Origin of the sequence: Streptosporangium sp. NPDC004379 (assembly GCF_042873875.1) — a bacterium.
Classification (GTDB): domain Bacteria; phylum Actinomycetota; class Actinomycetes; order Streptosporangiales; family Streptosporangiaceae; genus Streptosporangium.
Window position 1 is genome coordinate 254,191 of sequence record NZ_JBIAMC010000012.1, and the last position, 13,867, is coordinate 268,057.

Consider the following 13,867-nt stretch of genomic DNA (forward strand, 5'->3'; position numbering starts at 1 on the left):
CCCGTCGGCCGCCACCGCGGTGTCGAAGGAGTGCCCCGTAGGACGCGGCCCTTTATGCCTATAACTGATCGTTTCAGAGTGAGGTTCGCAGGCGGCGGAGGCATGTGAGGCTGCAGGCCGGTTCGAGCAGCCCGTAGTGGGGGTCGGCGCGTCGTTCGTAGCGGGCGTGGAGTCGTTTGAACCGGTGCAGCCAGGCGAAGGCGCGCTCGACCACCCAACGCACCTTGCCCGGTCCTGAGCCGTGGGCGACACCGCGTCGGGCGATCCTGGGCATGATGCCGCGATTCCACAGCAGGCGGCGGTACTTGTCGAAGTCGTAGCCCCGGTCGGCGTACATACGCCGGGGCTTGCGGCGGGGACGTCCGCGTGGACCCCGGATCGGTGGGACCGCGTCCAGCAGTGGCAGAAGCCGGGTGACATCGTGCCGGTTGCCACCGGTGAGCGTGACGGCGAGCGGGGTTCCGTGACGGTCGACGATCAGATGGCGATTGGAGCCGGGGCGGCCCCGGTCAACCGGCGAGGGGCCGGTGCAATCCCCCCTTTGAGTGCCCCAATGTGCGAGCCGCCCACCGCGCAGTCGTCGAGGTCCGGCAGGCCTCAGAGTGACCAATTCTTCAGCTTTATTGGATTCAGAATCAGCCACACGTTCGTGACGCCTTCATCGCTGACACCAAAGGCAACCACTCCGTATTTACGCCCCTCATTTCGAAGAATGTATCCGAGACCGTCAGCCGTGTCGCATCGCTCAAGACCGAGGGCGGACCGCTTGCGCATCACTCCCACGAACCACCGGGCCACATGATCCGACCCACGGATGACCCGAGGTGCGGCATTGACGAAGCCGCCGCCGTCCACTCGCAGTTCGACGTCTGGAGCCAACACGTGGAGCAGGCCCTCGATGTCCCCTCTGACAGTTGCACTACGGAATGCCCGAACGACCTCATCATGCTGGTGGGGAGAGACCTGTGCGCGTCTTCCTCGTCGAACGTGGCGGCGTGCGGACGTTGCCAGTTGCCTTGTCGCCGCCACTGAACGGCCTACGACACCAGCAATCTCGTCAAACGGGACGCCGAACACATCATGCAGGACGAACGTCACTCGCTCTGCCGGGGTCATGGCCTCGAGGACCGTCAACAATGCCATGCTGACGGCATCATCGAGGGTGACACGTTCGAGCGGATCAGCAGCGAGATGACTGGAGTTCAGTGGCGCAACGGCTGTGCCTGCAAAGAGGTCGGCCGGAACCGGCTCCGGCAGCCATTGCCCGACGTACGTCTCCCGTCGCGCCCGCGCGGAACCCAGCAAGTCGAGTGAGATGCGGCTCGCAACCCGAATAAGCCATGCCGCAGGCGCGGCAATTTTGTCGCGTTCCTCGGGCTCAAGGCGGTACCACCTCACATATGCCTCTTGCACGACGTCCTCGGCATCGGCCAAGGTGCCCATCATGCGAAAGGCCAGCGACAGCAGACGATGCCGCTCCGCCATGACCGAATCGAGAGCCCATGATCCATCACGCTCGGCTTTTCCGAACTCCGCGGATTCGACAGGAAGATCTCCCGACATGGGGCACCCTTTCCCATTGGAGCACAGCACGCCTGATATTGCCTGGCGGTCAGACGTTCCTGCCTCGCTCCACCATCGTATTCAGGCGGTGGGGATCCCTGTAATCGGGTACCGCACGGTGCCTGTCCGGTACGCGCCGCGCGGAACCATGGCATCGAGGGGCTCCTGTCCGTCCACGGTCACAACCTCACGATCGTCTCCGCGATCGGCCAGAGTGGCACGGAAGAGGTCGTCATGGTAGAACCGGTCGGGTCCAGCGATCTCGACCACACTTCCCGGCTCCAGCGTCGTGACAGCCTCGGCGAGCAGCTCGACGACTTCGTCCAGCTCGACGGGCTGGATGAATGACCTCGGAGCGAGAACCTTTCCGTCCACGGTGTGCTGGTCGATGAGGACAGGGATGTAGCTCTGGAACTGGGTGGCCCGAATGATGGTGGCGGGGATCGAAGCGGATCGCACGGCCTTCTCCTGCGCCACCTTGCCGAGGTAGTACCCGATCTCAGATGCGTCCCCTTCCCCGACGCCGACAATGGAGAGCACGATGTGATGACCCACACCTGCCCGCTTGCCCTCCGTAGTCAGGTTGTTGATCGCCCCCTCGAAGAACGAGATTGCCCCCTCCGCATCAAAGCGGGGGGTGTTGAGGACGTTCACGATCGTGTCGACTCCGACGAGAGCCTCGGCGAGTCCCTTGCCCGAGATCACGTCGATCCCGTCCTCGAGTCCTCCCGAGACCACCTCGATGCCCTTGGCCTCCAGGTTGTCAGCAAGGCGGGACCCGACACGGCCGCGCCCACCAGCGATGAAAACCTTCATTCCCTCACTCCGTTCCAGGGCACCGGTCGCCGCCCTCACCAACAGACGACGCAGGCCGGAAAAATGTGAGGTTGCGAAGCAGGCTTGCTACTACCGACGGCGTGTTCGAGTAGTGATCGTTTGGTTCGGCGCGTTCGTTTGAGTGTGCGTGGTCCAGGTCGATGAGCGGAAGGACCTCGGTGAGACGACGCGCCAGCATGTTGATCACGGCCCATCGGATCATCGCCTCGCTGATCGGCGGCTGACGCTCATAATCACGGGCCAGCCGCCGATACGTCATCATCCAGGCCAGCGTCCCCCCTTTGAGCGCGCGGACATGGGAGCCGCCGATGGCCGCGACCTCCGGGTCGAGCAGGCCCGCGGCCCGTAGCTCAGCCGACAGCAACGCACGCAGGCGCGGCCAGACACCGGCCTCGGTCCAGTCGCGCAGCCGTCGCCGGCAGGTCACGCCCGAGCAGCCGATCGCCGAGGCCGGCACATCGCGCCAGACCACGCCGGTGCGCAGGACCTAGATGATGCCGGCCAGGGCCATGCGGTCATCGATCGGCCGCCGCCCCGGAACCCCCGCCCGAGCCGGCCCTTGCCCGCGCCCCGGGAAGTCCCCGGCCGGCCCGCCCAGAGGCGCATCGGCACCCCGAATCAGATCACGGAAAGATAACGGTTGACGGTCACCGTCCCGGTGAAGATCGAAAACGGATATCCAGGAGCGGCTCCGCCCCTTTTCGACCTGGAAGACGGCCCATGTCCCAGCCTGAACGCCCCCGACGCCCGCGCCGCGCCCCGCGCCCCCGGTCCGCCTGGCCCGTCCGGCTCGCCCGGAGCCTCCCCGTCCGGGTGGTCCTCGTCGCGGCCGTGTCCCTGGCCGCCTTCGCCTACTCCAACAACGGCTCCTGGCGGGCACACGGCAAGGGCGAGCCGCTGATCCTCGCCCACCGCGGCATGGCGCAGACGTTCGGCTTCGAGGGCATCACGAACGAGACCTGCACGGCCGGGCGCATCCACCCGCCGGAGCACCCCTACCTGGAGAACACGCTGCCCTCCATGCGGGCGGCCTTCAAGGCGGGGGCGGACATGGTCGAGTTCGACGTCCAGGTGACCCGGGACCGCAGGATCGCCGTGTTCCACGACGCCACCCTCGAATGCCGCACCGACGGCCGGGGCGAGGTCCGCGACCACACCCTCGCCGAGCTGCGGCGTCTCGACGTCGGTTACGGATACACCGCCGACGGCGGCGCGACCCACCCCTTCCGCGGCAAGGGCGTGGGCCGCATGCCGGCCCTGGAACAGGTCCTCGCCGCGTTCCCCGAGCAGAAGCTGCTGATCCACGTCAAGAGCGACGTGGCGGCCGACGGCGAGCTGCTCGCCGCCCGTCTGGCCACGCTGCCTCCGAAGCGGCTCGCCGCGCTCACCGTGTACGGCGGGGACAGGCCGGTGGCCGCGCTGGCCGCGCGGCTGCCGGCCGTACAGGTGATGTCGAAGGCCCTCATGCTGGACTGTCTGAAGGGTTATCTCGCCGTGGGCTGGACCGGATACGTCCCCGGCTCCTGCGCCGGTCTGGAGCTGCACGTCCCGGAGAAGTACGGCCGGTGGCTGTGGGGCTGGCCCAACCTGTTCGTCGAGCGCATGCGCGCCCACGGCACCCGCGTCATCGTCGTGGCGGGATCCGGCGACTTCTCCGAGGGCTTCGACGCCCCCGCCGACCTCTCCCGCCTGCCCGAGGACTACACCGGCGGCGTCTGGACCAACCGCGTCGACGTCGTCGCCCCGCTCCTCCGCCGATGATCCCGGCCGGAGCACACGGCCCGGCCGCCGGGGACGGAACGGGACCGGCGGCATCGGACGACGTCCACCGTCCCCGCCCGGTCACCCGTGTCAGCGGCCGACGGCCGACCGTACCTCTCTCATCAGGGCCGCCGCCTCGGCGACGGTTTCGGCGATCGGCTCCGGCGGCTCGCCGACGCGGCCGAGCAGCCGCCCCGCCCGTACGGCGAAGCCCCCCGGCGCGCCGGGCAGCCGGCCCGCCGAGGCCACCATGCCCTTCTCGTTGATCAGCCACCTGCCGGCGTGCCCGTGCAGCGCGTGGCAGGCGACGCCGACCGCGCGGAACAGGCAGCCGGCCGCGTAGGCGGGGTCGGCGCCGGACACCCCGTAGCGGGCCAGCTCGACGCAGAAGTCCGCCTCCCACATCTCGTCGGCGAGCGCGTCGCCCAGCGCGGGCGGATAGGCGCGGGCCCGCTCCCGCAGGTCCGTCAGCTCCCCGCCGGGGTCGGCCAGCACCCGGCACAACGCGACCTCACCGGCGTAGGCGTGGGAGTAGAAGCCCAGCGGGTGACCGGCCTGGACGCCGATCTCGTAGCGGCCCTCCCGGCAGTCGTCCCAGATCCGGTGGACCCTGTCCAGGTCGCGATAGATCCAGTCGACCCGGTGACCGTCGACGGTCAGCCAGCCCCCGCCGTTCACCCAGGGCCCCCAGCCGCCCGGCGCGGTCAGCTCGGCCCGGTCCCCCGCCTCCCGTACGGCCAGCGCCCGGAGCGCCGCGACGTCCGGCTCTCCCCGGTAGTACAGCCCGAGGTCGAAGTCGGAGTCGGGGCGGTGCGTGCCGCGGGCCCGGCTTCCGCCGAGCACCACCGCGACGACTCCGGGCACCTCCGCCAGCCGCCCGGCGAGCGCCTCCAGTCTCATGTCGTCCATGACGGCATGATCACACAGCGGCCCGCCCGGCGAGCCGCGTGGGCTCGTCACGGGGTACCGGGGGCCGGACCTCCTGAATTCCCCGGGCGTGCCGAAGCGCGGACCGGGGCGTCCCCCGCGCCCCGGTCCGCGGTGGCCGGCGGTGCCGGCGTCAGTCGTCGTCCTGGCCGTTCTTCTCCTGGGCGTCGTCCTTGTCGTCGTCGTCCTGGCCGGCGGCGGCCGTCGAGGTGATCCCGCCGGTGGCGGCGTCCACGACGACCTCCTGCACCGCGCCCTTGCCGTCGGCGACCTCGACCTCCCACGAGGCCGCGTCGCCCTCGGTCTCCAGTTCGGTGGAGACGACCCATCCGCCGCTCACCTTCGACAGCGCGGTCCGCTGGGCCTGCTCCGCCGGAACGGCGGGCTTGCGCAGGGCTTCCGTGCCGTCGCCGGAGCCGGTCCCGGGGGCGGCGGACTGAGACGGCGAGGCCGGGTCGGCCTGGATCCCGTCGGCGAGGGCGGCGCCGCCGCCGGCCACGAGTCCGGCGAGGGTGAGTCCGGCAACGATGATCATCGGCTTGCGCATCGGGCTTTCTCCGTATCCGTTGAGAGGCGCGGTTCCGTGGAATCCGCGACGACCCCTCAAGGCTGCTCGCCCGGGTGATAGCGCGTTGCTGCGAAGTTCCTAAGGAATCGTTAACAGACCGCTCCGGACGGCCCGCCGGCGCCTCAGGACCGGCCGGCGGACCGGAGACCGCGGCCACGCCCGCACGGGCCGCGTTCCCGGTCCGCCGGGGATCGACGCCCGTGCGCGCCGGTCAGGACGTCACGGCGCACTGCCCTCTGTCCTGCCTGACGGGACCGTCCCCGCCGGGGCGGATGTCGAAATCGAACATCTCCGTGGGCAGGTAGAGCGTGCAGCAGGCGTTCGGGACGTCGACGATCCCGCTGATCCGCCCCTCCACGGGCGCGGAGCCGAGGAGCAGGTACGCCTGCTCGCCCGTGTAACCCCACTTCTTGAGGTATTCGATGGCGTTGAGGCACGCCCGGCGGTAGGCCAGCGTCGCGTCGAGGTGGTGGTTGACGTCCCTGTCATGGTCGACCGAGATGCCGACGAACGACAGGTAATCCGAATAGTTCGGTTCCACCCTCCCGGGCATGAAGACCGGGTTGGTGGTCACGCCGTACTTCTCCATGCCCCCCTTGATGAGGTCCACGTGGAAGTCGATGAAGCCACCCATCTCGACCGCGCCGCAGAAGGTGATCTCACCGTCGCCCTGGCTGAAGTGCAGGTCGCCCGCGGAGAACTTGGCGCCCTCCACGTAGACGGGGAAGAAGACCCGCGCCCCGCGGGTGAGGTTCTTGATGTCCTGGTTGCCACCGTTCTCCCGGGGCGGCACGGTGCGGGCGCCCTCGCGGGCGATCCGCACGGCCAGTTCGCCGGTGGCCGTTCCGGCGAGGGCGCCGTCGGGCACCGGCGGCAGGGCCAGCGGCGGGACCCGGTCGGGAGCGGTGTCGATGAGGGCCTGCTCCCGGCGGTTCCAGCGGCCGAGCATCTCCTCCGACGGCGCCGTGCCGAACAGCCCCGGATGGGTGATGCCGGCGTACCGGACGCCGGGCAGGTGGCGTGACGTCGCGAACACGCCGTGGAAGTCCCAGACCGCCTTGTAGGCGTCCGGGAAGTAGTCGGTCAGGAAGCCGCCGCCGTTCGCCCTGGCGAAGATCCCGGTGTACCCCCACCCCTGTCCGGACACCGGACCGGACTGCTGGGGAATCGGACCGAGTTCGAGGATGTCGACGACCAGGAGGTCGCCCGGTTCCGCGCCCTCGACCCCGATGGGACCGCTCAGCATGTGCGGGACGGACAGGTCCACGTCCCGCACGTCGTCGGCCGAGTCGTTGTTCCCGATCTGGGAGTCGGTCCAGTCGCGGCACTCCAGCCGGAACTCGTCTCCCGGGCGCACCATGGCGACCACCGGGATGTCCGGATGCCACCGGTTGTGGCCAGGCACGTCCTGGTCCCGCATGGATTTCGACTGGTCCACACCGAACACGACCTCTGGCATGACAGCCCCCTTTTCATGGAATCCGTACACGCGGCGGGTGATCCCGCGCCTCTCACGGCCTGGGCAGGCGTGCCGTCGCCGGGTGCGGGGAGCAAGCGGCCCGCCGGCCGGGCGGCACGGGGACGACCTCGGGCGCCTCCCGGCTCCGCTCCTCCCGGTCGAGGGCGGCCGACAGCGCGGAGGACACCCGGGACAGGCGCGGGGCGGACGGGACGCGCCGCGCGGCCCGCTCGCAGGCGGGGCAGTCACGGGCAGGCGGCGCGGCCCCCATCGGCAGGGGCACCTCGAAGCGGCCGCACTCCGGGCAGAGAAACTCGTAGGTGACCATGGGCACCCCTCCGCGTCGAGTGGATGGATCTCCGGTGCGGCCACGGGGCCGGCCCCGGAATCGGACGGACCGCCTCTCATCACGCAGGAAGACCCGGACACGCGTTCCCGTCGGGCCGGTCGTGTTCCCCCGGGCGCCCGGCGATGTCTCCCGGGCGGTGTTTCCCACGGACGACGCCTCCCGGGGTGACCGCGGACGTTTCCCGGCAGACGGGACGTCATCCCGCCGCCCGGCGTCCGACCGGCGAGAATCCATTTCATACCCGCCCTTAGTAGGGCAAATCCTGATTAATCGGATATGGGTCCCTTCTCAGCGGGCCGGGCCGGGGCCGAGTTCGACGACGACCTCGGCTCCCCCCGAGGCGCGCGTGCGGGCCAGCAGGCCGCCCCCCGACTCCTCGGCGGTGCGGCGCGCGATGTCGAGGCCGAGACCGGTGGACGCGCCGCCACTCACCCCCCGGCCGGTCGGATCCGCGTGGGCGAAGCCGGGCCCCTCGTCGCTGATCACGAGCCGGGCCCCGCCCCCGGCAGGCCGGGGCGTCAGCTCGACGGCGAACGGGGTGCCGTCGGGGGTGTGGGCGAACACGTTCTCCAGCAGCAGGTCCACGCAGGCCGCGAGGTCGTGCTCGCTCACCCCCACGGGGATCGGGCCGTCCGCGAGGTCCAGCCGCAGCGGCCGGTCCTGGTCCTCGGCGAGCGCCGACCAGAAGGCGACCCGTTCGCCGACGACCCGGGGGGCGTCGCAGCCCGGCGCGCCGTCCCGGTCGAACCGGCGCGCCTCGCGGATGATCTGGTCGACCATGCGCTCGACGCTGTCGACGACCCGTCCCACCCGTTCCGCCTCGTCCCGGTCGCGCATGCCGTCGGCCTCCAGCCGGAGCGCGGTGACCGGGGTGCGCAGCCGGTGGGAGAGGTCGGCGACCGCCTCGCGTTCGTGGGCGAGCAGCTCGCGGATGCGGGCGGCCAGGTGGTTGAGGGCGCTGCCGACCTCGCGGATCTCCGGCGGGCCCGCCGGTTCCACCCGCGCCCGCAGGTCGCCGCGGGCCAGCCGCCGGGAGACCTCCGCGACCTGCCCGACCGGCCGGATCAGCGAGCGGGCGAGCCGGTCGGCGACGGTGATGCCGACGGCGAGCAGCGCCAGCCCGGTCAGGCCGAGCACCAGCCAGGCCCACCCGACCCCCCGGCGCAGCCGTTCGGCGTCCACGAACGCGCGGACGACCACGGTGCCGCGCTCCCCGCCCTGGACGGCCACCAGCACCTCCCGGCCCGCGGGCGTGTCGACCGTGATGCTCCGCCCGCGCGCGGCCAGCTCCACGCCGGGTCCGCGCGGCGCCGCCGCGCCGATGAAGCCGTGGCCGGGCAGGAAGACGGTGATCGGCACCCCGCCGGAACCGCTCGCCTGCCGTACGGTGGCCTCCAGGACCTTCGGGTCGTCCAGGGCCGCGGCGGTGGCGACCGACTGCGCCCACGTGGTGGCGGCGGCCGTGGCCCGCTCGGCCGCCAGCGTCCTGACCAGTACGGCGAGCGGCACGAGGAAGGCGATCAGGACCAGCGAGGTGGTCGCCACCGCGAGCAGGGCGAGGCGTCGCCTCATCGGGGGCCCCTCACGTCCCCGGATCGACGATCTTCACGCCCACGCCGTGGACGGTCTGCAGGTAGCGGGGCCGCTGGGCGCTCTCGCCGAGCTTGCGCCGCAGCCACGACAGGTGGACGTCGACGGTCTTGTCCGCGCCGCCGTACGCCATCCGCCACACCTCGGCCAGCAGTTCCCGTTTGGGGACGACCTGGCCGGGGCGGAGCGCGAGGTAGTGCAGCAGGTCGAACTCCTTGGGCGTCAGGTCGAGGCGCTCCCCGTCGAGGAACGCCTCCCGGCCGGCCGGCTCGATGAGCAGCCCGCCGACCCGCACCGGCTCCGCCTCGGCGCCCGCGCCCGGTTCGCGGCCGCGGCGCAGCACGGCCCGGATGCGCGCGTCCAGCTGGGCCGCGCTGAACGGTTTGACGACGTAGTCGTCGGCCCCGGCGTCCAGCGCCCGGACGATCTCCGGCTCGGCGTCGCGCGCGGTCGCCACGATGACCGGGACGGCGCTGACGGCCCGGAGCATGCGCAATACCTCGCAGCCGTCGAGGTCGGGCAGGCCCAGGTCGAGCACGACCAGGTCGGGACGGTCCTCCACCGCCAGGGCGAGTCCGGGCATGCCCGCGACGGCCGAGGTCACGGCGTGACCGCGGTCGGTCAGCGCGCGGCTCAGCGCGGATCGCACCTGGGAGTCGTCCTCGACGAGCAGCAACCGGGCCACGGTGACGTACCGCTCCCTCCTGGCTGGTTAACGGTCCCGACGAGAGTGGAAGGTTCCCCGTCGGACAGGAAAGACACCGGAAGACCGACGACCGCGTGTCCGACGGGAGGGATGTGATGGGACGCCGCGCGTTGCTGGGGGCGGGGGGCTGGCTGGCCGCCGCCGTCCTGACCACGATCGCCGTCGTCTGGGCGGTCTCCCTGATCGGCACCGACATCACCGGCCCCGCCGCCCGCCCCATGACCCTGGAGGAGGTCGAGCGGGCCCTGGCCACCGCTTCCGCCGCGCCGGGCGCCGGGCCGCCGGTCTCGGCCGGTCCCGGCTCGCAGGCCCTCGGCTTCTCCTACGCGGCGGGGTCGGTGACCGCCGTCTGCGACGCCGGGCGGGCCCTGCTGCTGTCCTGGACGCCCGCCCCCGGGTACGGCGTCGACGACGTCGAGCGTGGTCCGGCCCGCACCGCCTCGGTGGTCTTCGAGTCGGACGACCGCAAGACCACGGTCAGCGTGACGTGCCGCTCGGGAACGCCCGTCGCCGCGGTCCGTTCCGTCGCCGAACGCGACGACGACTGACCGCCCGCGACGACGGGCGGCGGGGCGCCCCCGCCGCCCGGGGTCCGGACCGGTGACGGCGGCGTCCTCGTACGGACGGACCGGGCACGGAGCCCGCCGACCGGGCCGGCGGCCGGTTCCGGGCGGTCAGGTCTCGGTGGAGACGACCGGCGGCGCGTCCTGAGCCGCGGCGGCGTCCCGGCCCGCCGCCAGCCGGTGCCGTCCGGCGAACAGGAGGAGGGCTCCTGCGGCGGTGCCCGCCGCGCCGCACGCGGCGGCCCAGTTGGCGCTCGCGTGCTCCAGGACGAACCCGGCGACCGCCGACCCCAGCGCCGTCCCGCTGGTGATCAGGGTGACCAGCCAGGCGAACGCCTCGGTCACCGTCCCGCGTGGAGCGAGCTCCCCGATCAGGGCGAACGTGACCGTCAGCAGGGGCGCCAGGAACAGCCCGGTGACGACCATCAGGCAGGCCATGAGGGGCGGGGCGGGCAGCAGGCAGAGCAGGGCGTAACCGCCGGCCAGCCCCGCGGCCAGCGGCGGCACCCGCCGCGCGGGGATCGCCGCGGGGCGCGCCGCGCCGTACAGCAGGGCTCCGATCATGGCCCCGAGGGCGTTCAGCGCCAGGAGCGCCGGGGCGCCGCCGAAGACGCGGTTCTCCTCGGCGTAGGAGACCACCAGGACGTTGAGCGTGCCGAGGGAGACGCCCGCGCCGGTGAGTCCGGCCAGCAGGAGGACCAGGGCGCGGCTGCGCAGCGGCCCGAGCCAGTCGGTCGAGCGGAACGGGGCCCGCCAGCCGCGGGAGGGCGGGGCGGTCACGACCAGCAGCACCCCGGCGACGCCCAGGGCCGCCCCGGCCCACAGGGCGGCGACCGGCGAGGCCAGCGCCACGGCGCCGGCCACCACCAGCGGCCCGGCGATGAAGATCAGCTCCTGGGCGGCGGCGTCGAGGGCGTAGGCGGGGCCCAGCAGCTCCGGGCCGACGAGGTTCGGCCACAGCACCCGCAGGCACGGTTCGAGCGGCGGCGTCGCCGCGCCCGCGAGGACCGCCCCGGCCAGCACCGCGTACGGGTTCCCGGGTGCGACGGCGATGGCCGCGAACCCGGCGGCCGCCGCGAGCGCCGCCGGGAGGAGCACCCGCACCTGTCCCGCCCGGTCCACCATCCGCCCCAGGACGGGCCCGCCCACGGCCGCCGCGACGGCGAAGGCCCCGGCCGCGGCCCCGACGAAGGCGTAACCGGCGCCGTTCTCCCGCAGCGCCAGGGGGATGGCCACGGCCGCCATCGCGCTGGGCAGGCGGCCGACCAGGCTGCCCAGCAGCAGCCGGACGACGTACTGGAGACGGAGCAGACTGAGATATCCCATCCGAGCATTCTGGCCTCACCCGCGGGTGTCCGGGAGGTGCCGTCCGCCCCCGCCGCCACCCCGGCCCCGCGTCCGTCAGGACGATCGACGAGATCGCCGGCGACCGGGGCCCCTGACCGGCCGATGGCGCGGCGCGTCATCGGCCGGGCGGTGATCGCGCTCGACCGGATCCCCCATCCCCCGATCCCGGCGGCCCCCATGGCCGTCCGTCAGTTCAGGCGCCATCGGTTGAAAACATATTTTCAATCTGTTTTTATAGACACATAGAGGAGGTGGTGACATGCGAGCCATCATCATCGGAGCGGGGATCGCCGGGCTGGCCGCCGCGCTGCGACTGAAGCAGGCCGGCTGGGACACCCTCGTGGCCGAGCGGGCGCCGGAGCGCCGCAGCGGCGGCTACGGCGTCACTTTCGGCGGGATCGGCCACGACGGCGCCGAGCGGATGGGGATCCTGCCCGCCCTGCGGCGACGGGCCTTCGTCACCCGGGAACTGGTCTACCGCAAGCCGGACGGAGAGCCTCGCTTCACGCTCAGCGGCCCGGTCATCGCCGCCACCATGGGCGCCAGATCCTTCAACATCCTGCGCGGTGACATCGAGGCGGTGCTCCACGAGGCGGCCGGGGACTCGGCCGCGATCCGCTTCGGCACCACGATCACCGCGGTCGACCAGGACGACGAGACCGTGCGCGTCACCCTCAGCGACGGCACCGTCGAGCACGCCGACCTGCTCATCGGCGCCGACGGGCTGCACTCCGCGACGCGCGCCCTCGTCTTCGGCCCCGAGGAGGACTACCGCCTCGACATGGGACACCGGGTCGCGGTCTACATGCTCGGTGAACGGCCCGCCGGACTGCCGGACGGCGTCACGGGAACCATCAGCGCGGGCGGACGCACGTTCGCGATGATGAGCGTCGGTGACGGCCGTACGGCCGCCTTCTTCGGCTACCGCAGCGACCTCGGCCGTCCACAGAGGTCACCGGAGGAACTGCACGAGGTCTACGGCGACATGGGCTGGCTGGTCCCGCAGGCGCTGGAGGGCCTCAAAATCGCCGACTCGGTCTATTTCGACACCATCAGCCAGATGGTGGTGGACCGGTGGAGCCGCGGCCGGGTCGTGCTGCTCGGCGACGCCGCCTGGTGCGTCACGCTGTTCGCCGGCTACGGCTCCTCCCTCGCCGTCGGCGGTGCCGACCTGCTCGGCGCCGCCCTGGAACGCCGTCCCGGCGACGTCCCGGCCGCGCTCACGGAATGGGAGGCCCGGCTGCGGCCGGAGGCGGAGAGGAAGCAGCGGCTCGGCCGCCGGGTCAGGGGCGTATACGCCCCGCGCAACCCGGTCGCGCTGGAGCTCACCCAGCTCCCGCTGCGGCTGTCCTCGTGGGGACCGGTCCGGCGGCTGGTCGAACGTGGGTTTCAGCTGCGGGAATGAGGTCGTGCCCTTCTGAAAACATATGATCAGCATGTTCATGTGGAAGGGACCCGCTCATGCCCCCAGCCTTCTCCGCCGAGGAGCGACTTCGCATCACCGGGCTTCTCGTGGCCAACGGCCGGCGCCTGTTCACCACCCAGGGCCTGCGCAAGACCTCCCTGGAGGAGCTGGTCACCGGCACCGGCATCGCCAAGAGCACCTTCTACGTCTTCTTCGACTCCAAGGAAGCGCTCTACCTGGAGCTGATGCTCGCCCAGATGGCCGAGATCAAGCACCGCGTCATCGACCAGGCACTGCTGGGCGGGCCCGACACCCGCGCGGGGCTGCGCCGCTTCCTGTACGCCACCATCGAGGAACTGACCACCGACCCGCTGTACGGCAGGCTGATGTCCCATCCCGAGGAGATGGAGGCCGTGACCCGGAAGCTGGACCCCGCCCGGGTGGCGTCCGCGCCGGAGAACCCGGTCACCGCGCTGGCCGCCTTCCTCACCCGGCACGGCGAGGACTTCGTCGACGCCGACCCCGCCGTGATCACCGGTGTCCTGCAGGCCGTCCTCCTGATGCCCATGCACAGGGACCGGCTCGCCCGCCCCGACCTGTACCCGGAGATCCTCGACCTGCTCATCGACATCGTCGCCACGGGTCTGACCGAGAGACCGCCGCGATCCCGCCCCACGTGACGGCACGGCCACCCGCCTAGTAGTGCTTTGTTAGGTGGTTAGGGCGGCCGTCTGCGGCAGGTCGGGCATCGGCCTGTCCAGGCTGCCAGCAGGGCCTGCAGCTCCTTGAGGA

The 13,867-nt window shown here is 71.9% G+C and carries 13 protein-coding genes and 2 pseudogenes; 4 read left to right on the forward strand and 11 right to left on the reverse strand.

Translation table 11 applies throughout. From position 1 onward, the window contains the following. Window positions 1–73 precede the first annotated feature (73 nt). The 4 genes and pseudogenes from ACFYSC_RS25640 to ACFYSC_RS25655 form a co-directional block, all read right to left on the reverse strand. Window positions 74–588 (reverse strand): annotated as a pseudogene (locus ACFYSC_RS25640) (IS5 family transposase); the annotation flags it as partial. A 9-nt stretch (window positions 589–597) separates the two neighbouring features. After that, complete coding sequence (gene sigJ / locus ACFYSC_RS25645; RefSeq protein ID WP_389966462.1) at window positions 598–1,563, reverse strand: RNA polymerase sigma factor SigJ; 966 nt, start codon at window positions 1,561–1,563, stop codon at window positions 598–600. A gap of 81 nt (window positions 1,564–1,644) precedes the next feature. Continuing rightward, window positions 1,645–2,379 carry an SDR family oxidoreductase gene (locus ACFYSC_RS25650; RefSeq protein WP_389966465.1) on the reverse strand — a complete coding sequence of 245 codons (735 nt, stop codon included), beginning with the start codon at window positions 2,377–2,379 and terminating at the stop codon, window positions 1,645–1,647. A 295-nt stretch (window positions 2,380–2,674) separates the two neighbouring features. Next, window positions 2,675–2,956, reverse strand: a pseudogene (locus tag ACFYSC_RS25655) (transposase); the annotation flags it as partial. A 164-nt stretch (window positions 2,957–3,120) separates the two neighbouring features. Here ACFYSC_RS25655 and ACFYSC_RS25660 point away from each other — a divergent pair. Continuing rightward, the gene (locus tag ACFYSC_RS25660; protein ID WP_389966467.1) at window positions 3,121–4,161 is read left to right on the forward strand and encodes a glycerophosphodiester phosphodiesterase family protein; all 1,041 of its coding nucleotides are present in this window, start codon (window positions 3,121–3,123) and stop codon (window positions 4,159–4,161) included. 90 nt (window positions 4,162–4,251) lie between these two features. Here ACFYSC_RS25660 and ACFYSC_RS25665 read toward each other — a convergent pair whose 3' ends face one another. The 6 genes from ACFYSC_RS25665 to ACFYSC_RS25690 form a co-directional block, all read right to left on the reverse strand. Then, window positions 4,252–5,070: a nucleotidyltransferase domain-containing protein gene (locus ACFYSC_RS25665; protein WP_389966470.1), complete on the reverse strand. Its 819-nt coding sequence runs from the start codon at window positions 5,068–5,070 to the stop codon at window positions 4,252–4,254. Window positions 5,071–5,221: 151 nt separating this feature from the next. Continuing rightward, entirely contained in the window at window positions 5,222–5,635 is a 414-nt protein-coding gene (locus tag ACFYSC_RS25670; RefSeq protein WP_389966473.1) for a PepSY domain-containing protein, read from the reverse strand. A gap of 232 nt (window positions 5,636–5,867) precedes the next feature. After that, window positions 5,868–7,115: a formamidase gene (gene fmdA / locus ACFYSC_RS25675; RefSeq protein WP_389966476.1), complete on the reverse strand. Its 1,248-nt coding sequence runs from the start codon at window positions 7,113–7,115 to the stop codon at window positions 5,868–5,870. A gap of 52 nt (window positions 7,116–7,167) precedes the next feature. Next, a complete protein-coding gene (locus tag ACFYSC_RS25680; RefSeq protein WP_389966479.1) occupies window positions 7,168–7,443 on the reverse strand; it encodes an FmdB family zinc ribbon protein in 276 nt (91 codons plus the stop codon). A gap of 309 nt (window positions 7,444–7,752) precedes the next feature. After that, entirely contained in the window at window positions 7,753–9,036 is a 1,284-nt protein-coding gene (locus ACFYSC_RS25685) for a HAMP domain-containing protein (protein WP_389966482.1), read from the reverse strand. Between the two features lie 10 nt (window positions 9,037–9,046). Further along, entirely contained in the window at window positions 9,047–9,739 is a 693-nt protein-coding gene (locus ACFYSC_RS25690; RefSeq protein WP_362929948.1) for a response regulator transcription factor, read from the reverse strand. A 116-nt stretch (window positions 9,740–9,855) separates the two neighbouring features. Between ACFYSC_RS25690 and ACFYSC_RS25695 the strand changes: the two genes are divergently transcribed. Beyond that, window positions 9,856–10,308, forward strand: a complete 453-nt coding sequence (locus tag ACFYSC_RS25695) for a hypothetical protein (protein ID WP_389966485.1) — start codon at window positions 9,856–9,858, stop codon at window positions 10,306–10,308. Between the two features lie 126 nt (window positions 10,309–10,434). On the opposite strand, the gene ACFYSC_RS25700 is transcribed toward ACFYSC_RS25695, so the two are convergent. Further along, window positions 10,435–11,649, reverse strand: a complete 1,215-nt coding sequence (locus tag ACFYSC_RS25700; RefSeq protein ID WP_389966488.1) for an MFS transporter — start codon at window positions 11,647–11,649, stop codon at window positions 10,435–10,437. A 280-nt stretch (window positions 11,650–11,929) separates the two neighbouring features. Between ACFYSC_RS25700 and ACFYSC_RS25705 the strand changes: the two genes are divergently transcribed. Then, entirely contained in the window at window positions 11,930–13,075 is a 1,146-nt protein-coding gene (locus ACFYSC_RS25705) for an FAD-dependent oxidoreductase (RefSeq protein WP_389966491.1), read from the forward strand. A gap of 56 nt (window positions 13,076–13,131) precedes the next feature. After that, window positions 13,132–13,755, forward strand: coding sequence for a TetR/AcrR family transcriptional regulator (locus tag ACFYSC_RS25710; RefSeq protein WP_389966494.1), 624 nt, complete (start codon window positions 13,132–13,134; stop codon window positions 13,753–13,755). Window positions 13,756–13,867 lie beyond the last annotated feature (112 nt).

Bases quoted from the DNA above. Each gene is read 5' to 3' on its own strand.
- ACFYSC_RS25665 (WP_389966470.1), bottom strand. From the start codon at position 5,070: ATGGACGACATGAGACTGGAGGCGCTCGCCGGGCGGCTGGCGGAGGTG.
- ACFYSC_RS25695 (WP_389966485.1), top strand. From the start codon at position 9,856: ATGGGACGCCGCGCGTTGCTGGGGGCGGGGGGCTGGCTGGCCGCCGCC.
- fmdA (WP_389966476.1), bottom strand. From the start codon at position 7,115: ATGCCAGAGGTCGTGTTCGGTGTGGACCAGTCGAAATCCATGCGGGAC.
- ACFYSC_RS25670 (WP_389966473.1), bottom strand. From the start codon at position 5,635: ATGCGCAAGCCGATGATCATCGTTGCCGGACTCACCCTCGCCGGACTC.
- ACFYSC_RS25680 (WP_389966479.1), bottom strand. From the start codon at position 7,443: ATGGTCACCTACGAGTTTCTCTGCCCGGAGTGCGGCCGCTTCGAGGTG.
- ACFYSC_RS25685 (WP_389966482.1), bottom strand. From the start codon at position 9,036: ATGAGGCGACGCCTCGCCCTGCTCGCGGTGGCGACCACCTCGCTGGTC.
- ACFYSC_RS25700 (WP_389966488.1), bottom strand. From the start codon at position 11,649: ATGGGATATCTCAGTCTGCTCCGTCTCCAGTACGTCGTCCGGCTGCTG.
- ACFYSC_RS25650 (WP_389966465.1), bottom strand. From the start codon at position 2,379: ATGAAGGTTTTCATCGCTGGTGGGCGCGGCCGTGTCGGGTCCCGCCTT.
- sigJ (WP_389966462.1), bottom strand. From the start codon at position 1,563: ATGTCGGGAGATCTTCCTGTCGAATCCGCGGAGTTCGGAAAAGCCGAG.
- ACFYSC_RS25660 (WP_389966467.1), top strand. From the start codon at position 3,121: ATGTCCCAGCCTGAACGCCCCCGACGCCCGCGCCGCGCCCCGCGCCCC.
- ACFYSC_RS25705 (WP_389966491.1), top strand. From the start codon at position 11,930: ATGCGAGCCATCATCATCGGAGCGGGGATCGCCGGGCTGGCCGCCGCG.
- ACFYSC_RS25710 (WP_389966494.1), top strand. From the start codon at position 13,132: ATGCCCCCAGCCTTCTCCGCCGAGGAGCGACTTCGCATCACCGGGCTT.